The sequence below is a fragment of the Thalassotalea sp. SU-HH00458 genome, from assembly GCF_040362795.1.
In the GTDB taxonomy this organism is placed as follows: domain Bacteria; phylum Pseudomonadota; class Gammaproteobacteria; order Enterobacterales; family Alteromonadaceae; genus Thalassotalea_H; species Thalassotalea_H castellviae.
In genome coordinates this window covers 68,516-90,261 of record NZ_BAABWW010000005.1, presented here as the reverse complement: position 1 = coordinate 90,261, position 21,746 = coordinate 68,516, and the positions used below count along the sequence as shown (strand labels likewise).

The window sequence follows — 21,746 nt, the reverse complement described above, 5'->3', positions numbered from 1 at the left end:
TACCTTAGCTTAATCATCTAATCACACCATTAAACATGGCCATAAAAAGACTAAAGCCGACTTAAATACTCTTCATGGCTAGTCATTTTATTGACCGAGCGTTCAAAAATCGCTTTCAAATTATCCATTAATTCTGTAATTTGCTCCGCGGATAATGAGTCCACCAACGGATGGTGATCCTCAGGAATTAAACCTTGTCCTATCATCACTTGTTGCCAAGCAATTTCGGTAAATAATTCGTCTTGCTCTCTAAAAATTTTGCCACTTTGTTCAAAAAGAGCCATTTTTTGGCTTAAGGTTTCCGGCACATCCATACGCTGACATGCTCGCCAAAACTCGGTATCGTCACGTTGATTCTGCTTATAATGCAAAATGATAAAGTCACGCATTCGCTCAGACTCTATAATTGCTTGACGGTTATATTCTTTAACCTCTTCCTCTTTAATACCGTGATGCGGGAAAAATTTTAATAACCGTGTTGCAGCAGTTTGCACCAGATGAATATTGGTTGACTCTAACGGCTCGATAAAACCACTAGACAAGCCAATCGCGACCACGTTTTTATGCCATTGCTTTCGTCGTCTTCCCGTTCTAAACGGGATCACTCTTGGCTCGGCGAGTGGCTCACCATCAATATTCGACAATAACACTTCTTTTGCTGCTTCATCGCTCATATGTTTACTTGAATAAACAATGCCATTACCCGTGCGATGTTGTAATGGGATTCGCCATTGCCAGCCGGCGTCATGGGCAATAGAACGCGTGTAAGGAACAATTGGCGAAGTCGCTTCACAAGGGACTGCCATCGCTCGATCACAAGGTAACCAGTGTGACCAATCTTCGTATCCTGTATTTAACGTTTCTTCAATCAGTAACGCTTTTAAACCGGTACAATCAATAAATAAATCACCGTTGATTTTGTTCCCATCAGTTAAGCTAACACTTTGCACATAGCCATTTTCTTTTGCAACGTCGACATGATTAATGATGCCTTCAACACGTTTCACCCCCAAGGGCTCACAAAGACTACGCAAGTATTTTGCATATAATCCTGCGTCAAAATGATAGGCATATTCAATACCTGGTAAGTTCGTCCCTTCTATTTGGTTTAATTTAGCAAATTTGTTGTGTTTAGCAGCAAGGTAATTTAATGAAAAATCACCAAATTCAGACTGATAGCCTAATTGCTGACTTTTAACCCAGAAATGATAAAAATCACAAAAAGGAAAATTCTTACCTACGCCACCAAAGGCGTGCATGTATTTATCACCTTTTTGTTTCCAATTCTCAAATTCGATCCCTAATTTTAAGGTACCTTTTGTTGCTTTTAAAAAGGCTTTTTCATCAATACCTAAAGCATTATTAAAAGGAATAATAGGGGGGATAGTAGCTTCGCCGACACCAATGGTGCCAATTTGATCGGATTCAACCAGAGTAATGTTGAGCGTTTTTCCTAAGACTTTAACCATCAGGGCTGCCGTAACCCAGCCGGCAGTCCCGCCGCCGACAATAACAACATCCTGAATTTTTTTGCTATTCATTTTAGATCCCACAATAGTTCGCAACAAAAAATAAAGCCCTTGGGATATTACATCACAAGGGCTTTATCAGGGCAATTTAGATTAAAGCTTGTAGCTAAAACCTAATAAGTATGTGCTACCGTAATCTTGGTAATCACGTACTTGAAGAGCATTTTCACCCTGTAATGATGTGAATGGTTCTTCGGTTAAGTTTTGTGCTTGGAAGAAAATAGACAAACCTTTTAAGCTTTCTATTCCTGCTTCACCAAAGTCATAACCAATTTGCGCATCCCAAATAGTTTCACCTAAAATATCAACTTGAGCAGTTGAGAAACCTAAGCCGTATACATCACCTTTGAAGTCGCCACGCTTACGCATACTTGCACGTGCTTGGAAACCGTCTTTTTCATAGTAGAAAGTAAGGCTTTGAATTTTGTCTGATAATCCAGGTAATTCATATTCATTGTCATTTTGGTCTTTCAGATCAGATTCAACCGCCGTATGGCTGGCAATTAAACCGAAACCGTCAAGGCTTTCATCAATCATCTTGAATGGGAATGATAATGATACTTCGTAGCCCCATAAAGAACCTTCACCACCGTTAACTTTACCATTACCCGTTGCTGTAGAATTTGAAGGTACTTGGCCAGTTGATGGATCGGCAACACCAGTCATGTCAACTTCAAATGTACCGTCAAAAATCCACTCGCTTAATTCTTTATTGAATAGTGCAAATGAGAAGTAACCTTCATCACTGAAATAATTTTCATAAGATAAATCAATACCAATCGCTTCTTTTGGTTCTAGTGCTGGGTTACCACCACTAACGCTCCAATGGTTACCATTTTGATCTGGTTGTTGATTGTATGATGCATTCACAGAGGCATTCATTTCATCTAAACGAGCTCGAGAAATAGTTTTCGCTGCACCAAAACGTAAGGTTTGTTGATCATCAATTCTTAATGATAAGTTCAAGCTAGGTAATACATGAGAATAGTCATGACTGATATCTGTTGGAGAAGTCACAATTAAACCATCAACGGTATTAAACGCGCTTCCTTGTGAAGATTGCTTCGACTTAACATAGCGCACACCAACATTACCTGTAAGTGGTAAGTCACCCACTTCCATATCAATGTTACCTTGGATAAATGCTGACGTAACTTTTTCTTGTACTGTCCAAGATTGTGTTGAATGAGATGGGTTAGTTAAGCTTTCCGCTAATAAATCATAATAACCATCTTTAATTAAACCGTTGGTATCATAAGCAATCATATCGCCCATACCAATAAAGTCTAAATTAGCTGTGCCTTCACGGTATTGTTCTGGTACTACTAACATACCTGGGTTGCTTGGGTAATCAAACGAAGAAAGTGTCATGAAGTAACCTTCAGAGTCTTTCGTTTTTTCACGCTCACGGTATGAAGCACCAAACTCAACAGAAGCAAAAACATCATTATCTAAATCATGTGTTGCCGCTAATTTAAGTGCCGTTAATTCATCATCAATACTTGGCGCATTAATAAAACCATCTTGTAATTGGTTTTCGTATTCAGTACCTACCACGCCATGTTTAGCATTTAACGCACTACTCCAACCCCAAGATAAAGGACCACCTAATTGAATCAAGTTAAAGTCGCCATAATCTAGTTCGTGTGAGAATTGTGCGCCTGTATTACCGCCATCAAACGTGTAACCTAAGTTATCCGCAACACCACGACCGTCACCACGACCTGTACCTGAGTAACTTTCAATTGACCAAATGTCTCGGTCAACTTGTGAATAACTTGCATCAAACTCTATCTGCCAAGTATCATTTAAGTCGTATACTGAGTTAAAACCAAATGAAGTTAATTCTGCTTTTCTTTCTTCATAATCGTTACGAACAACAACGCGTTGACCTTCAGTAATGGCACTTGTTACAAAACCACTGGCTGGATCAATTGTCGCGGTTTCACCTGAAATTGAACCTTGACCCCAAGCAAATGGTATTTCGATACCACGTAAGATTTTTTCATCTGAAAAGTCTACGTACAACGCATCAAATGTCATATGTAAATTTTCAGATGGTGCGGCTTCAACCACTAACATCATTGAATCACGGTCTAATGTAGAAGAACGAACGAATGGTTTTGCACCACCTAAGATAGAACCTTGTGAACCATCTTCGTATGTAAATTCTGGGTAACCCCATGAATTCCAACGTTTCTCTTGGTTTGGAGAGCTCATTGTTGAATAAGCAAAAGCAACACCGATAGTGTCATCTGCAAATTTATCCATATAAGAGAACGTTCCACGGAAACCTGCATCATTGCCGTCAGGGTTTAACTTATCAAAACTTGTTTGTTCAAGTGAACCGTTAAATTGAATCACACGTTCATCTTGACCAAGCGGCTTAACCGTTTGCATGTCAACGATACCAGCAATACCTTCAGCTTCTAAACTTGCACTTGGCGTTTTATAAACGGTAACACCGCTCATAATTTCCGAAGGGTATAAATCAAATTCAACACCACGGTTATCACTAATTGATACTTGCTCACGACCGTTAAACGTTGTTCCACTTTCGTTTTCACCAAAACCACGAATACTTACTCGACTTGCACGACCGTCTAGACGTTGTGCCGTTAGACCTGGTAAACGTGCAATTGACTCAGCAATAGATGAGTCTGGTAATTTACCAATATCTTCAGCAGAAATTGATTCAACTACTTCTGATGAAAAACGTTTAGTATTAATAGATTCGATAATACTGCCACGAAATCCTCGTACTTCTATAACTTCAACTTCAGCTTCTTTTTTATTGTCATCTGTTGCTTGATTTTCTTGTGCATAGGCAAATGATGATGCGCTCACCGCCATAATACCTGTAGAAAGTATCGCAAGGGTTAACTTGCTTGGTTTAAAATTTAACATTGGTGCTCTCCCCTTTCATCCTTGAACTAATAATTATAATTCAGCGTTCCGTACGACTGATGCAAAAACTATTTCATGTTTATTAATTTGTACCCACCTTTTGTGTGGATAACCCTAATATAGAGAGGTAACAAGTGTAAAAACATACTTTGCATACGTATTCAAAGAAGCAAAACCAATGCATACGTATTCAACACTTAAGTGTAGGTGAGAAAACTTTTATTGAGACAATTTATCTCAAGACCAGATAAATCAATAGCTCAGAATCAAACCACTATGGTTAGTAATTAATCAATTATTTACATATTCACAAAAATTGACACATTTTGAATACGTATGCAAAAAACTGTCATGGGCTTGTTTTCATGCACTTTATGGGTCGTTAGAAGAAAAATAAACGAATAAAGCTATGGGATAAAAATCGATATACAGAGTATGTCATTGTCATTGAATACGTATGCATTTCAACCAAGAGACTATTTAAGCGAATACTTCCACGGTAAATTAATAAGAGAAAATAAAAATTAAAATGATCAGGGAATAATATGCGTAGCTTACATGTAGCACTCTTAACAACCACTTTATTATTGAGCGCTTGCGATAAACCAATCACAGAGCAGCCAACGAATTCAATCTCAAAAAATCAGTTTTCATTGGTGACGCTTAATAAGATCCAAACGGACTTTTCAGCGCATTGGTTAACACCTCACGTAATATTATTACCCAAAAGCCAGCAAAACCATCACTACAGATTAGTTAGTTTGCCGATAAGTAGCTCACAAGATAATAATCTAGATAAGCCTGTCAATGATGCGCTATTGTCTGTCGATCTTACCCAAACATCGTTACCTGAACAGTTATCAGTAAAATTTCCTCATATAAAAGATTTTCAAGCCTTTAGTGTTAATTTACCAACTAAAGAAACAAAGTTATGGTTAAAAAAACCGTTAATGGTTGTTGAAGCAAATCAACAAAATAAAGCGATCAAAGGTGCTTATGTTCAAACGGCTAATGTTATTGATGAGCTATACACCGCCGGTGAAAATGATGCCAACGAAATTGCCGACTTGGGCGCGACTATCCTTGAAAATGCTGTGCAATTTAAATTATGGGCACCTACCGCATTATCGGTGAAAGTAAAACTATTTAACCAAGATAAATCTCCAGCAACACCAGCGAGTGTTACCTTAAAAGAAGATACTCAAACCGGTATTTGGTACACACAAGTTGATACGCATTTTAACGACAAATACTATCGTTATGAAGTTGAAGTTTATCACCCTGCTAGCCAAAAAACTGAATTACTTACCGTGACCGACCCTTACTCTTTGAGCCTCTCGACAAATAGTGAGTATTCACATATTATCGACCTAAACCAAAAAACCACCCTGCCTGAAGGTTGGTTTGAACAACAAGACAATCCTGTAGCAAACCCTGAAGATAATATATTTTACGAAACCCATATCCGAGATTTCAGTGCCCACGACAATTCGATTTCACAACCACTAAATCGCGGTAAATACTTAGCATTCACCGAGCCAAACAGCGATGGCATCAAACATTTAAAAGCGCTAAAAGCCGCAGGTATTAATAGTATTCATCTGTTACCTACTTTTGACATTGGTACTGTCAATGAAAATAGTGAGCAAGTAATTGATCTTACTGACCCTATCAGTAAAGTATGCCAAGCTACAAAGTCTGAATTATTGTGCGATGAAACCATTGATGCTGATATGTCTATTGGTGAATATCTAACGAAATTGCCTAAAATTGACGGTAGTCGACAAGCGGTAGTCACCGCAATTAAAGCTGTTGATAATTATAACTGGGGCTATGATCCATTTCATTACACAGTGCCTGAAGGCAGTTATGCTATAAATCCCGAAGGCAGTGCCAGAATACTAGAGTTTAGATCTATGGTTTTGCAGCTTCATAACCTCGGTTTTCGTGTCATTATGGATGTTGTTTACAACCATACTCACCAAGCAGGCTTAGAGCCAACTGCGATTTTAGACAAAATAGTGCCAAACTATTATCACCGCCTTGACCCAATCAATGGTGCAATAGCGCAATCAACTTGTTGTGATAATACCGCGACAGAACGCGCCATGATGGAAAAACTCATGATCGATTCATTAGTCGTTTGGGCAAGAGATTACAAAATTGACGGTTTCCGTTTTGACTTAATGGCACATCAACCTAAATCGGCGATGTTAAAAGCCAGAGAGGCGGTACAAGCAATTGATCCTGATAATTATTTTTACGGGGAAGGTTGGAATTTTGGTGAAGTGGCCAACAATCAACGCTTTATTCAAGCGAGTCAACTAGAGCTTAGCGGTACAGAAATTGGCACTTTCACCGACAGACTAAGAGACGATGTTCGCGGCGGGGCATTTACAGCTCAAGGTGCAGACCTTAGAAAAGATCAAGGCATTGGCAATGGTTTAGCGACCATCCCAAATGAATTAAACAGCTCGAACATCACCGAAAGCATCAATAATTACAAGATTATGGCAGATCAATTACGCATTGGTTTGGCCGGCAACTTAATCAACTATCCATTACAGACCTTCAACGGCGCAATCACCTTAGGAAAAGAGATTCGTTATGGCGATCAATCTTCAGGTTATGCCCTTGATCCGGCTGACACGATTAATTATGTCTCAAAACATGATAACCAAACCTTATGGGATAATAATCAATATCGTATTGCTTATGATGTTTCAACTCATGACAGAGTAAGAATGCAGCTGCAAAGTTTAGCATTTGCCGTATTCGCCCAAGGCATTCCTTTTATTCATATGGGCTCTGAATTACTTCGCTCGAAAGGCTTTCTACGAGATTCATATGATTATGGAGATTGGTATAATCGCGTCGATTTTAGTAAGCAATCCAACAATTATGATATTGGATTACCGCCTGCGGAAAAAGATCAAGCGAATTGGCAAATCATTACCGAAGTGTTAAAAAGAAATGAAGGGCGAGATATGGTCAGTCCTGCAGATATCGCATTTAGTTCAGACGCTTTTCTTGAATTGATTAACATTCGAATGTCTTCACCTTTATACCGATTGACGACTGCCGAAGACATTATAGAAAAAGTGCGCTTTCATAATACTGGAAAAGATCAACAAATCGGCTTAATTATTATGTCGATTAAAGGGCATCAACAAGTGCCATCACAACTGGTTATTTTTAATACTTCAGCTGAAGCAATGTCATTTACCTTGCCTGAGTTCAACAAATATCAATTACATCCAGTTCTAGCAAAAGGAGTTGATAGTCGTGTAAAACAAAGTATAAATAAGCAAGGAACGTTTACCATTCCAGCACTTACCACTAGCATTTTTACAGAATATCACCCATAACTTAACCAGCAAAAGCATGATTTACTTATGAATAAAAAGTAAATCATGCTCCAGCTTATGCCACATACGAACAGACAAATGCTCACTGTGATTTAAACGTCATATAAACTAAAGTGAGATTGAAGGGACATTTTAATCTCTCAATGGCATTAAACAGTAAAAATTCACTTAAAATGAGTAATGTCTGTGCTGAATACGTATGCAAGTAGCTGTAATTAACGGCCGCTACTTTTATGCTGTGAAACAGATAAAAACCTTAGAGAATTAAAATGAATAAAATACTGTTGATTTTAACCACCTGCTTAATGTCCCCTGTGTTATTGGCGCAGACATTAAAAGTAAGTTCACCTAACGGAAAATTAGTACTCACCGTAAATGACGATGCTATACCGAATTACCGAGTCGATTTAAACAATGAAACAGCAATAGACACGTCACGATTAGGTTTACGCTTTAAAAAAGCAGCCGAACTGGGTGATGGCTTCACTATTAAGTCTTCATCAACGGCAAGCAGTGATACTACTTGGCAACAACCTTGGGGAGAACGAAAAAATATTCGAGATAACCATAATGAACTACTCGTTACTTTTACTACGCAACGAAACAGTGCCAATACCTTTAACGTTCGCTTTAAAGTGTTTAACGATGGCGTAGGTTTTCGATATGAAGTGCCTAAACAAGCAGGTTTAGCTGGTGATATTGAAATCACCAACGAAATGACAGAATTTGCCATTGAAGAAGCTGAAAAATCTACGGCATGGTGGATACCATCACGCGGTTGGAATCGTTATGAATATTTATATCAAACCACCAAATTTACGGAAATTGATCGTGTTCATACCCCGTTTACCTTTAAATTAGATAACGGCACTCATATTAGTATTCATGAAGCAGCATTGGTTGATTACGCAGGTATGACGTTACAACAAATGCGAGGCGGAGTATTAAAAGCAGATTTAACCCCTTGGTCTGATGGTATTTTAGTGAAGAAAAAAGCAAACTTCACCACGCCTTGGCGAACCATTCAAATCAGTGAAAATGCAGTAGGATTATTAAACTCAAATCTTATCTTAAATTTAAATGAGCCAAGTAAATTAGCAGATACATCATGGATTGAACCAGGAAAATATGTCGGCATATGGTGGGGCATGCACATTGCTGAAAACACTTGGGGCAGCGGTGACAAACACGGCGCAACCACAAGTGAAACTAAACGTTACATGGATTTTGCCGCAAAATATGGCTTTGATGGTGTATTAGTTGAAGGTTGGAATATTGGTTGGGATGGTGACTGGTATAATAACGGCGATGTTTTCAACTTTTCAAAGGCTTATGATGATTTTGATATCAAATCAATCACAGAGCACGGTTTAGCTAAAGGCGTTCGTTTAATTGGTCATCATGAAACTTCAGGTAATGTTACTAATTACCGTCAACAAATGGATGATGCCTTCGCTTTGTATAAAAAACACGGTGTTCGCCAAGTAAAAACAGGGTACGTCGCTGACGGTGGCAAAATTAAACGCATCGATGAGCAGGGTATTGTTCGATATGAATGGCATGACGGCCAATTTATGGTGAATGAGTATTTACATAATATTACCCTAGCAGCCAAGTATAACATCAGCATTAACACGCATGAGCCAATCAAAGATACCGGCTTACGTCGTACCTATCCAAACTGGATTTCCCGTGAAGGCGCACGTGGTCAAGAATATAATGCTTGGGGATCACCGCCAAATACACCGGAACATACTACAATCCTACCTTTTACTCGCATGCTTTCAGGTCCGATGGATTTTACCCCTGGTACTTTTGATATGGGCTTTAAAGGGTTAGGAGCCGACACCGATCGACCACAAACCACGCTTGCTAAACAGCTTGCCCTGTATGTGGTCATCTATAGTCCGATTCAAATGGCGTCAGATTTACCGCGAAACTATGAAGCGAACTTACCTGCTTTTCAATTTATTCTTGACGTACCAACGGACTGGCAAGAGAGTAAAGCCATTGCCGGTGAAGTGGGCAAATATGTAGCATTTGCTCGTCAAGAACGTGATGGAAACGATTGGTTTTTAGGCGCATTAACCAACGAAGAGGCTCGCGATATTGAATTACCTTTAACTTTTTTAGATAAATCTAAACGTTATCAAGCACAAATTTATCGAGATGGTGAAAAGGCAAACTGGATCGATAATCCATACGACATGATTATTGAGCAAAAAAATGTGACCGCATCTGATACGCTAACGATTCCTTTAGCGACTAGCGGTGGCGTTGCTATCAGATTTAAAGCACTTTAATGTAAATAACTTAGTAGCGGTATTGAATTAACCAAATCGTATGCAATACCGCTTTATAGACGAAGATAGGTAGAAGGTATAATAATGACGACAACAGCCATACCAACACAACACAAACCCAAACTCAGTTTTTGGCAAATATGGAATATTAGCTTTGGCTTTTTAGGCGTACAGTTTGGTTTTGCTTTACAAAATGCCAATGCCAGTAGGATCCTTTCAGATTTAGGTGCTGACTTACATTCCCTTTCATTATTTTGGTTAGTCGCCCCCATTATGGGGTTAATAATTCAGCCGATTGTTGGCTCAGCGTCAGACAGAACCTGGAATGGTATTGGTCGTCGTAGCCCTTATATATTAATTGGAGGCGTTGCAGCGGCTATTGGTATGTTACTAATGCCAAATTCTGCCACTATTGCCAGCTTTATCACTCCGTTATTTTTTGGTGCAATGATGTTAGCGGTGATGGATGCTTCTTTTAATGTAGCATTCCAACCATTTCGTGCTTTGGTATCAGACATGGTTCCTGATGAACAACGCACGCTCGGGTATTCTATTCAATCATTCTTGATTAATATTGGTGCTGTTTGTGGTTCAATTTTACCTTTCGTATTGACCAATGTTATTGGCTTAGATAATACCGCCCCAACAGGTGAAGTTGCCCCTTCGGTAATTTGGGCGTTTTACCTTGGTGCTAGTGTGATGTTTGGCTCGGTTTTATGGACAGTGATTCGAACCAAAGAGTATGCTCCAGGAGAATTCGGTTTAGCACCATTAGAAGTCGCAAAACAACAACGTTCTCTGTTGAGCAAATTAAGTGATTTTTTCGGTTTGATGAAATCGATGCCAAAAACGATGAAGCAACTTGCTATCGTACAGTTCTTTTCATGGTTTGCCTTATTTATCATGTGGGTTTATACCATGCCAGCTATCACACAGCATATCTGGGGCGTAGAAGCTAAATGGTTTAATCCTGATTATTTAGCTAGTGTTTCAGAAGTGCCGGCTCATATCGCTGCCGCCAAAGGAACCGCTGGGGACTGGGTAGGTATTATTTTTGCTGCCTACTCTCTTTTTGCCGCTATCTTTTCCATCTTTTTAGCAAAAATCGCGAATAAAATTGGTCGTAAACTGACTTATTCACTCTCGTTAATTGCCGGTGGGTTAGGGTATTTAAGTATTTTCTTCTTACATGACGCTTCACTGACAACGGTCAATTTATACATCACCCAAATAGAAGTCCCACAAGGTGCCGTCTCATTATTTATTCCAATGATCGGGGTAGGCATTGCTTGGGCCGCTATATTAGCCATGCCATATGCGATTTTAGCCGGCAGCATTCCGATAAAACAAACCGGCGTTTACATGGGAATATTCAACTTTACCATTGCCGCTCCACAAATTGTCTCAGGTGTTTTTGCAGGTTGGATCTTAACCGCACTCTTTGATAATCAAGCAATATACATATTAATGATGGCAGGTGCTTCAATGATATTAGCCGCGATAGCAGTGTATTTTGTGAAAGATGGTGTAAGTACCATAACTCCTACTTCACAAGATAATGCGGTTGTAGCTTAAACAAGCCATTGATCTTAGTCATTAAAAAAGCCCTATAACGTTTGTTATAGGGCTTTTCACATTGATTCTATACACGCTTCTAACGATACAATTACCAACCTTTAACCATTAACCATTAACTACCGCAAGAGTTACGCACCATAAGTTTAGTCGGCATTAATGTTGTTGTAGGGTTTTCGCCATGGATTAAGGCGATTAAATTATCGACTAACACCTCACCCGCCAGTGTTGTATCTTGTTTTGCCGTGGTTAATGCTGGAATGGTATAGCTTGCCACGGCAATATCATCAAAACCAACCACAGCAACTTGCTCTGGCACTTTAATACCATGCTCTTGCAAGGCTCGCATTGCACCAATAGCGATTAAGTCACTGGCACCAAATATGGCGTCAAATGACAAGTTTTTCTCAATTAACTGACAAGCGGCTTGATAACCAGACTCTTCAATTGAGATCGCATCGACTTGCAACTCACTTAAGACTGAAAGTTTATGATCCGTTAAGGCATTGCAATAACCATTGTAACGCTCTAAAAACTCAGGGGCATGCGTTGAGGCATCACCCAAAAAGGCAACATTTTTTCGCCCCTTTTTAATAAGGTGTTCTGTCATTTGATAGCCGCCATGCAAATTGTCACAACCAACAGAAACAATTTTTTCATCGGCAACATCAGCCCCCCAACGAACAAAATGCGTGTGTTGTTCACTTAATTTAGTCAAGGTATCTTGATAATCTACAAAGTCGCCATATCCCAATAAAATTAAACCGTCGGCTTTTTTACTGTCTTCAAAATCCGCATGCCAATCATCACTTAGTTGTTGAAAGGACACTAACAGGTCATATCCTTTTTGTGCACAAGCGCGAGTAATACTACCTAACATAGACAAAAAGAAAGGATTGATTAATGAATCATCATTGGTTGGGTCTTCAAAAAGTAATAAGGCAATAGTATCGCTTTGTTGCGTACGAAGACTACTGGCATTTTTATCCACTTTATAATTAAGCTCATGAGCTATCGCTTGAACTTTTAAGCGTGTTTCTTCATTCACTAACGGACTATTGCGAAGTGCTCGTGAAACAGTTGATTGTGACACGCCAGCCCGAAAGGCAATATCAAATGATGTGGCTTTAGACATCAAATAAGCTCTTTAATTAATACTAAAAATATATTACCTGACAGATTAATTTAAGTACATAGTCTATTTTCAAGCCATGTATAACTAAGCTATTGTAATTCAGGGTAATGATTAGCGATTAGTTGTTTTAGCTTATCTTTCACCTGACCCACTGTAATAGCATTCATTAACCCCTGACCTTTTGCTCTTATTCCCCAAGGTAGTTGAGCTAAAGATGTTTTGTATTGTTGTTGCACCGAACTTTGGTAACAACTTACAACATAATCTTGGTATAAATAAGGACCTGTACGATGCGGATTAGAGTGTGCGTATAAACCGATAACAGGTGTCCCTACTGTTACGGCCATATGTGCAGGACCAGTATCTGGCGCAATGACTAGGTGAGCAAGCTTTAAAACAGCAAGCAATTGCTTAAGCGTGGTTTTACCCACTAAATTCTTTAATGAATGTTCACTTAAAGCGCAAATTTCTTCAGCTAATAATGTTTCGGCCAGCGTAGGACCGCCACAGATCACCACATCAAAACCACGCTCAATAAGATGGTCAGCAATTTTTACATAGCCTTCACTGTGCCAATTACGTTCTGCTTTGCTGGCAGCTGGCGAAATAACCGCAATGGGTTTAGTCGATGATATCGCTTCACTTGCCCATAGCTGATCTTCATCGGAAATGGGTATCTGCCATGAAGGCGATTGAGGTGTAACGCCTAAAGCTTGTGCGAATCCTAAAAAACCATCTAATACGTGTGGATTTTTTTGCGGCAATATCTTGTGATTAGTAAACAACCATTGCCCTTCTTTAGCCCGTACCCGATCAAAACCAATTTTTACTTTTGCCGAAATGCATAAGCTCGCGATGCTTGCTCTCAATGCCACTTGCATATGTAACAATACATCAAATTTTCGTCCTTTTAAGGTACGATATAAATCTAAATACCCTTGCAAACCCGCTCTTTTATCAAATATGACAAACTCGACACCAGGTAAATCCTTTAATAATAACGCCTCAATTTTACCGATCACCCAAGTAATTTTGCTCGCTGGGTATTGAGCTTGAATTTGTTGTACCATAGCCACGGCATGACAAACGTCACCAATGGCGGAAAGTCGCAATAAACATATTTTTTTTGGCGCTGTCATTTGACCCAGCATAAAAGAATCACCACAATAGTTGGTTGTTAAATTCACAATAATAGGCACATTATCTTGAACCCATCGGCAATTGTAAAACCCTGTCAGGAGAAAATTTTTCAACAAGGCAATAATTTTTATTGTTTTGATGAAAATTCAATCGAAAGTTTCAATGAAGAAATGCTTTCACCCGATTATTGGCAACAGCAGGGAGCAATAGCCGGAACCGCACAAGGGCGAGGCACAACTTATTTTGTTAGGCATTTACACGACGAATGGGTACTACGTCATTATTATCGCGGTGGTTTAATCGGTAAATTCATTCATGACAGTTATCTCTTCACTGGCTTTAACAAAACCCGCGCAGCAATTGAATTTAACTTATTAAAAACTTTGTCATCATTAAATCTACCGGCACCTAAGCCAATCGCTTATCGGGTCAAAAAATCAGGCTTATGTTATCAAGCTGATATTTTAACCGCTCGCATTGCCAACGCCCAAGATTTAGTCGCAGCCTTATCCGTTGATAGTATAGATGCTCAAATATGGCATGACATTGGACGCTGTATAAAAGCTTTTCATCAACAGGGCATTTACCATCATGACTTGAATGCTCATAATATTTTACTCGATAAAAACAGTAAGGTTTGGTTGATTGATTTTGATCGTGGAGAACAACGACAACCAGAGAAAACATGGCAACAAGCCAATATCGATCGTCTGTTACGTTCTTTTAAAAAAGAACAAGCTAAATTAGCTGAGTTTCACTGGCAGGACAATGATTGGCAAGTATTACTGGAAGGCTATTTATCGACATAATTAGCGGGTAAATAGCCAGAAAAATATCATTCACTGTTAGCTCAAAAACAGGGGTATTTAAGCAGCTACTAACGCGTCTTTGTGACGTTGTTGGTACATAGTACGAGCTTCTAAAAAATCAGCTTTGGCTGACTCGGTAATATAAGGGCGAAGCAAAACTAATATTTTTAAAACCCCTTCTAAAAAGACTGAATCGTTAATTTCGGTATTTTCATTTTGGGTTTGATAAAAACTTAACCAAAAGGTATTGATCAAGCGTAAGATACTCACGATATCTGGAAGTTCATCATCGTTAAAATCCATCATATCTGCTTCACGTAGAGACACTAACATTTCACTTAAACGCTGACTAATAGTGTGTTGCACTTCAACATATTTACCATGTAACAATGGATTTTTTGCCAGTAATACCGGTAAGTTAGCGTAAAAGAAACGGAATTTCATTAGGGCTTGGAAAACCGCATCCATGTACAAGATAATGGTATCGAGCGGCTTCATATCAGGTGTAACTTGAGGGAAGGTATCCAGTAGTAAGTTACGTGCATATTCTTCATAAATCGACAGAATTATGTCTTCTTTATTTCTAAAATGATAATACAAATTTCCGGGACTAATACTTAAATGGGCCGCAATATGATTGGTCGTTACGTTTCGCTCACCTTGCTCGTTAAATAACTCGATACTGGCTTGAATTATTTTATCACGGGTTTTCATGCTCATTTACTTCTGCTTAATTAGTCGATTTCCCTATCATACTATCAAAATTCCTTAGATTGAAAGCCTTTTTCGAGTAAATACTTTAACGTTTGTACTTCTATTTAGATAATATTGTACTAACTTAGTTGTCATCGACTTAACCTAGCCCTTACAATGGGGAAAATTATGCCAAGAACTTTGAATAAATCATGACAGTAAAAGCTATTTATCCCGGTACTTTCGATCCTGTAACCAATGGTCATGCCGACTTAATTGAACGCGCTAGTCGCTTATTTGACGAAGTGGTGGTGAGTGTTGCCGCCAGCCCAAGCAAACAACCACGTTTTGATTTAGCTCAACGTGTTGCTATGCTTGAAGAAGTGACCCGAGATTTAAGCAATGTTACTGTGGTTGGCTTTAGCGGTTTATTAGTAAATTTTGCAAAAACTCATCAAGCTAATGTTTTGATTCGAGGCCTAAGAGCCGTTTCTGATTTTGAATATGAATTTCAACTAGCGAACATGAATCGTCGCTTATCTCCCGATTTAGAAAGTGTGTTTTTAACACCTTCGGAAGAAAATTCATTTATTTCATCAACTTTAGTGAAAGAAGTTGCACTTCATAAAGGTGATGTGAGCCAATTTGTTCATCCCGTTGTGGAAAAAGCCTTAACAGAAAATAGTTAGGCTAAATGGCAAACAACACCGAAAGTATGAATAAAAAACAGTAATATTGCTGTTTTCACGTGAACTAAAATAGGCAAATTATGAAATTAATCACCGTTATACTTACCTCATTGTTGTGCATGACTGCCTGTTCATCGAATAACAACGCCATCCAAAAAGCCAAAAATGTCGCGTTTCATGAATATGTGATAACCCAGAAAATTGAGCCTGTAACACGGGTGTCACGCTTTAGGTTTCAAGCTTGGTCAAGTTTAACCGATGAATTTATAATTTTATCTTCTAGTCATAAACGTAAATTCTTAATTGAATTGGCCGGCTATTGTCCAGATTTGCGTTGGACCCAAGCCATTATTTTAAATCGATTAAACACGGCTACATTAAATGCTCGCTCAGATTCTATTTCGACAGTTGAAGCCCCACAAATTCAGTGTCGAATTAAAACTATTTACCCGTTAACTGTAGAGCAACTTGCCGATATTCGTGCAATTGATAATCCGAAAAAAGATCAAACGGATGAAGAAGAAAGTGGGGATACACAAGAACAAACAAGCACTGAAACTAATTCAAAATAACTAAAGCTCTACTCTTGTTGGCAGCTCGGGCAAAAAACTAAGCTGCGGTTCGATTGGCGAATTTCCTCTAAAGTTTCCTGACAGGTAAAACATTTTTCGCCTGCACGACCATACACTTGTAATTTTTGCGCAAAATACCCCGGACGGCCATCTGCTTGCGTAAAATCTTTTAAGGTTGTACCGCCTTGTTCAATAGCATCTGCCAATACTTTTTTAATGATATCCGTTAAGGTATTTAGGCGTTTTTCTTAAATATTTCTACTATCTACGTTGGTAGAAACCCTGCTTTAAACAACCCTAATTTTTAACCATTAAGTTAGACTAAAACATTACTCTAAGGTTTATTTTCAAACAATTTCAATGACTTCATAATATTTAAGAAATTTTAAGTTCACTTCTATCACGTAAAATCGCTAAATGATTCTCAACTTTAGGGTATGTTTTGGAAGCCGCTTGATGCACATTAAAAATTTGATTTGTCTGTTTATCGCTGAGATCATTTCCGCGAATCATTATGATATTTTGTTTGTGTCATTAACACTTTATTTATCATGCTCATGGCTTAGCCATCATCCTTACCGATTTTTAAATCGCCTATTACTACTGACCTATTTAGTCTCAATAACTAAAACTTATCTGTTTAATCAAAAAATAATAAACAAATGTCCTAATGAAATGTTGCGGCGTTAGTAAAACCGCAACAGTTAGACACCTATAAACTAAAACTCACTTTTTGGAGAAAAACTATGACAAATCAGTTGTTAGGGGCTTTTATTGCCTGCATTTTACTGATTGGCTGCAACAGCAGTAAAGATAGCGTAAACAATAACGAAGAAAAACAAACCAATAATCACAGTAAAGTACTCTCTGAACAAGGGCTTGACCCATTTTGGAATAATGCCATTGTCTATTTCATGATGACCGACCGTTTTGCCAACGGTGATAAAAGCAATGATCAAGTTTTTGACCGAAAACAAGATGCGGCTGTGCTGCGAAATTTTATGGGTGGGGATATTACAGGCGTAACGAATAAAATTAACGATGGTTACTTTAAAGCGTTAGGGGTTGATGTTTTATGGATGACACCACTGAATGAACAAGTTCACGGTTACTGGGATGAAGACTGGGGAAGAAGTTACCCATTTCACGGTTATTGGATAAAAGATTGGACCAATGTTGATCCTAATTTTGGCACAGAAGCCGAGATGAAAAATATGATTTATACCGCTCATGCTAATGGTATTCGTGTTTTAGCCGACGTTGTTATTAATCATACGGGGCCAGAAACAAATGCAGATATACTTTGGCCAAATGATTGGGTGAGAACAGATCCAGCCTGCCAATGGCATAGCTATGAGCACAATGTGAAATGTGCTTTAGCGACGAGCATACCTGACATCTTAACTGAGTCAGAAGACGATGTTGAGTTACCTGCTTTTTTATTGGAAAAATGGAAATCTGAAGGTCGACTTGAACTAGAACTTGCTGAACTTGATGATTTTTTCGAACGTACAAAGCTTAATCGAGCGCCTAAATATTATATCGTAAAATGGTTAACCGATTGGGTAAGAGAGTATGGAATTGATGGCTTTCGTGTTGATACCGCTAAACATGTTGAAGCTGAAATTTGGCAGGTGTTAAAAACTGAGGCGTCATTAGCCTTTAATCAATGGAAAGCAAATAATCCAGAGTTAGTTGTAGACGATAAAGAATTCTTTATGGTTGGCGAAGTAATGCATTTTGGCGTAAATGGTTTTAAGAATACTCCAGCAGGGACAAGAAATTATGATTATGGTGATAAACAAGTCGATTTTTTTGATTACGGTTTTGATAGCTTAATCAATATGGGCTTTGCCACGCATGCTGAAGGTTCCATGGAAGATATTTTTAGTACTTACTCAAAAGAATTAAATCAGGGTGCACTTACCGGCGTTGGTGTAATTAATTACGTTGTCTCTCATGATGACCCTGAGCCTTATGATAAAGCCCGGAAAACACCTTATGAAACAGCATTAAAATTGATGCTATCACCTGGCGCTGTACAAATTTATTATGGTGACGAATTAGCTAGAAATTTGACTATTGATGGTGCTATTGGGGATGCGACGTGGCGTTCTTTTATGAATTGGGAAGATTTAGCAAAGAATGACACTCAAGCACTCCTTACCCATTGGCAAAAATTAGGCACCTTCCGTCATGATAACCTTGCTGTTGGTGCTGGAACTCATAAAAAACATAGTGATAAACCTTATGTTTTTAGTCGAAGTCACACTGTTAATGGTAAGGCTGATCAAGTACTCGTTGCTTTAGAGGTAAAAAAAGGTTTAAAAACTGTACCTGTTCATGGTGTTTTTCCTAATGGCAGCCAAGTGAAAGACTATTATTCCAACCAATTAATAACCGTTAATAACAATGAGGTTAACTTTAGTTCACCTTATAACATTGTTTTATTGGCTCCTATTAATCATTAACTGTTGAATTTATATTCACCTGTTTACATATTTAAACCGGTGAATATATTTTGATGAATCTTGCATTTACGAATTGTATTCAATTAACTTCATGTTATAAAACTCTGAGGTTAGTTGAATATCGTTAGGTTATTCAAATGATATTTCGTTACCTTACTATTTTATTGTATTTATTCCTCTTGTTTTTCAATGCTCACTTATTTGCGAAAACGTTAACCAAATTAACTCGTAACACTCAACCGCTGTCAATTCCGAATTATCAAAAATCGATACAACTCGATGGGAAACTTGATGAAGCGATTTGGCAAAAAGCCCAACATATTCCGCTTAATTATATTATTGAGCCTTTTGAAAATACTAAAGCGATCGTGCAAACCGATGTCTATATTTATGAGTCAGGTGAAAATTTATATGTGGGTTTTAAGGCACAAGACCCACATCCTGAACAAATAAGAGCTAACTTACGTGATCGCGATAAAGTTTGGAATGATGATTTAGTTGGTTTTAAACTCGATACATTAAATACACATAAATTGGCTTATCATTTTTTTGTCAATGCGAAAGGAGTACAAATTGACTCAATAGAAAGTGGCATTACCCAAAGTTTTAACGACAACTGGGACGCAGTTTGGCAAGCAAAAACGGCTGTATCAACGCAAGGTTTTACCGCTGAGTTTATTATTCCATTATGCCAACTTAATTTTGCCGACGATACGGGAGTTAAACATTGGTCGGCAGAGTTTATCCGGTTTTATCCGCGAGAGGTTAGTTATAAAATTTCGAACGCCAGCCAAGACCGTGAAAATAATTGTTCGCTGTGCCAAATGCAGCCAATATCAGGTTTTAAGGCAGCTAAACAAAGTAGTAATATGATTTTTGTTCCTAGTATTGTTGTTGGTAAAAATAAACAAAGAAATTTAACGACACAAGAAAACTGGCACAGTGAAAATAATGTTGCAGTAGGAGGAGACTTTAGCTGGAACATCAGTTCTGACAGTTTATTCTCAGCAACGATTAACCCTGATTTTTCACAAATAGAATTAGATAATGCACCACTCAATATCAATAATAATTTTTCATTGTACTTACCAGAAAAACGACGGTTTTTTCTAGAAAATCATAACTATTTTGATAGTTTATATAACTTAGTTTATACCCGAAATATTATATCGCCTGATTTAGGCGTTAAATATACCCAACGTAGTGGTAATAGTACTTTTGCGGCTCTAGCAAGTGATGACGAGAATACCCGCTTATTAATTCCCGGCAATCTTAATTCAACCCTAGCAATTATTGATGAAAAAACCATAAATACCGCGTTACGCTATCGTTACGACTTTAGCAATGATTCATCGTTAGGTGTCACAAATACGGTGAGGGACAGTGAGAATTATCATAATTATGTCTTCTCTGTTGATGGGCGTATTCGTTTTAGTGAAAGTACGTTTTTAGATGCCCAGTTATTATCGTCACGTACTCAATACCCTGATGAACTTGCGAACCGTGTTTGCATTACATGTGTTAATGAATCAAGTTTACGCGTGAAAAGTAATGAAGAGCTTTCAGATGTTGCTTGGCAATTAGAATTTAAACATACCAAAAGAAATTGGTGGTTAACTGCTTATCATAAACATAAAGGAGAAGACTTTCGTGCCGACCTAGGCTTTGTGAGTAAAATTGATAATAAAGAAAGTCAAATTAGATCAGGTTATGTGCATTATCCTGAATCCACAACTTGGAATAAAATTGAATTTTGGCTTGGTGTTGATAAAGAAACGAATATTGATAATGCATTAATAAGTGACAATGCTGAAATTCAATTAAACTTTAATGGCGTAATGCAATCGAGAATAAGTACAGGTATGGGAAAGCAAACCAAAGTGGGTTTACGCTTCGACCCAAGCATTACCAATATAGCCGATAATAGCAGCCAGTTTGATATCGATTTCAGCTTTATCTATGGTGAAATACGGCCAATGGCTAATTTTTACATTAGTGGCTTATTACTTAAAAGTGATGCTGTGGATTATGCAAATAACCGTAAAGGAAATAAAATACAGTTATTGCCAATTGTGCAGTGGGATGTAAATAATGCTATGAATATCAGGCTTGAGCACACCTTCGAGAAAATGAAAGTGTTCAACGAAGCATTATACACCGCAAACTTAACCGATTTACGTGTTAATTATCAATTTAACAGTGACAGTAAAGTGCGATTATCTTTGATTCATAATAATGTGGTTTTTAACCCGAGTAATTATACTTTTGATATTGATAAGAAAAGTAAAAGCTTAGGGTCTCAACTGGTGTACTCTTATCGTTTTGATGCGCTTTCGGCTTTTTACTTAGGACTGTCAAACAACGCAATTGCTAATGATGCTAACGGGTTAACAACGAACCAAAAAAGTGTTTTTTTGAAGTTAAGTCATACTTTGTAAAAACACTTATCGTTAATTTATGTGTTTGGTTCGGTTTTGTTTTTTGTTTTGACGAAATTAACTTTAGTGTAAAAAGCATGAGAAATTAAACAACTAATTTAACTGATCCTAACTAAC

The 21,746-nt window shown here is 38.0% G+C and carries 13 protein-coding genes and 1 pseudogene; 8 read left to right on the top strand and 6 right to left on the bottom strand.

The genetic code is table 11. The features are described 5' to 3' along the window. Positions 1 to 50: 50 nt before the first annotated feature. Complete coding sequence (locus ABXH06_RS09190; protein ID WP_353518049.1) at positions 51 to 1,541, bottom strand: tryptophan halogenase family protein; 1,491 nt, start codon at positions 1,539 to 1,541, stop codon at positions 51 to 53. Between the two features lie 81 nt (positions 1,542 to 1,622). Further along, the gene (locus ABXH06_RS09185) at positions 1,623 to 4,436 is read right to left on the bottom strand and encodes a TonB-dependent receptor (RefSeq protein ID WP_353518048.1); all 2,814 of its coding nucleotides are present in this window, start codon (positions 4,434 to 4,436) and stop codon (positions 1,623 to 1,625) included. Positions 4,437 to 4,981: 545 nt separating this feature from the next. Between ABXH06_RS09185 and pulA the strand changes: the two genes are divergently transcribed. The 3 genes from pulA (at position 4,982) to ABXH06_RS09170 (ending at position 11,682) form a co-directional block, all read left to right on the top strand. Continuing rightward, positions 4,982 to 7,804, top strand: coding sequence for a pullulanase-type alpha-1,6-glucosidase (pulA, locus tag ABXH06_RS09180; protein WP_353518047.1), 2,823 nt, complete (start codon positions 4,982 to 4,984; stop codon positions 7,802 to 7,804). A 269-nt stretch (positions 7,805 to 8,073) separates the two neighbouring features. After that, entirely contained in the window at positions 8,074 to 10,107 is a 2,034-nt protein-coding gene (locus ABXH06_RS09175) for a glycoside hydrolase family 97 protein (RefSeq protein ID WP_503012491.1), read from the top strand. Positions 10,108 to 10,191: 84 nt separating this feature from the next. Continuing rightward, a complete protein-coding gene (locus ABXH06_RS09170) occupies positions 10,192 to 11,682 on the top strand; it encodes an MFS transporter (RefSeq protein WP_353518046.1) in 1,491 nt (496 codons plus the stop codon). A gap of 115 nt (positions 11,683 to 11,797) precedes the next feature. On the opposite strand, the gene ABXH06_RS09165 is transcribed toward ABXH06_RS09170, so the two are convergent. Both ABXH06_RS09165 and ABXH06_RS09160 read right to left on the bottom strand, forming a co-directional pair. Further along, positions 11,798 to 12,820: a LacI family DNA-binding transcriptional regulator gene (locus tag ABXH06_RS09165; RefSeq protein ID WP_311581687.1), complete on the bottom strand. Its 1,023-nt coding sequence runs from the start codon at positions 12,818 to 12,820 to the stop codon at positions 11,798 to 11,800. Between the two features lie 86 nt (positions 12,821 to 12,906). Beyond that, complete coding sequence (locus tag ABXH06_RS09160; RefSeq protein WP_353518045.1) at positions 12,907 to 13,956, bottom strand: glycosyltransferase family 9 protein; 1,050 nt, start codon at positions 13,954 to 13,956, stop codon at positions 12,907 to 12,909. Between the two features lie 66 nt (positions 13,957 to 14,022). Between ABXH06_RS09160 and ABXH06_RS09155 the strand changes: the two genes are divergently transcribed. Next, on the top strand, positions 14,023 to 14,766 hold the full coding sequence (locus ABXH06_RS09155; RefSeq protein ID WP_353518044.1) for a 3-deoxy-D-manno-octulosonic acid kinase: 744 nt from the start codon (positions 14,023 to 14,025) through the stop codon (positions 14,764 to 14,766). Between the two features lie 57 nt (positions 14,767 to 14,823). Here the strand turns inward: ABXH06_RS09155 and ABXH06_RS09150 are convergent, their stop codons facing one another. Then, entirely contained in the window at positions 14,824 to 15,486 is a 663-nt protein-coding gene (locus ABXH06_RS09150) for a TetR/AcrR family transcriptional regulator (RefSeq protein WP_311581693.1), read from the bottom strand. A gap of 185 nt (positions 15,487 to 15,671) precedes the next feature. Between ABXH06_RS09150 and coaD the strand changes: the two genes are divergently transcribed. Next, complete coding sequence (gene coaD, locus ABXH06_RS09145; protein WP_311581695.1) at positions 15,672 to 16,148, top strand: pantetheine-phosphate adenylyltransferase; 477 nt, start codon at positions 15,672 to 15,674, stop codon at positions 16,146 to 16,148. Between the two features lie 80 nt (positions 16,149 to 16,228). Beyond that, positions 16,229 to 16,720, top strand: a complete 492-nt coding sequence (locus ABXH06_RS09140) for a DUF6491 family protein (RefSeq protein ID WP_353518043.1) — start codon at positions 16,229 to 16,231, stop codon at positions 16,718 to 16,720. An 8-nt stretch (positions 16,721 to 16,728) separates the two neighbouring features. On the opposite strand, the pseudogene ABXH06_RS09135 reads toward ABXH06_RS09140, so the two are convergent. After that, positions 16,729 to 16,965, bottom strand: a pseudogene (locus ABXH06_RS09135) (zinc finger domain-containing protein); the annotation flags it as partial. 501 nt (positions 16,966 to 17,466) lie between these two features. On the opposite strand from ABXH06_RS09135, the gene ABXH06_RS09130 reads away from it, so the two are divergent. Continuing rightward, positions 17,467 to 19,191: an alpha-amylase family glycosyl hydrolase gene (locus tag ABXH06_RS09130; RefSeq protein WP_353518042.1), complete on the top strand. Its 1,725-nt coding sequence runs from the start codon at positions 17,467 to 17,469 to the stop codon at positions 19,189 to 19,191. Positions 19,192 to 19,328: 137 nt separating this feature from the next. Further along, positions 19,329 to 21,629: a carbohydrate binding family 9 domain-containing protein gene (locus ABXH06_RS09125; protein WP_353518041.1), complete on the top strand. Its 2,301-nt coding sequence runs from the start codon at positions 19,329 to 19,331 to the stop codon at positions 21,627 to 21,629. Positions 21,630 to 21,746: the final 117 nt, after the last annotated feature.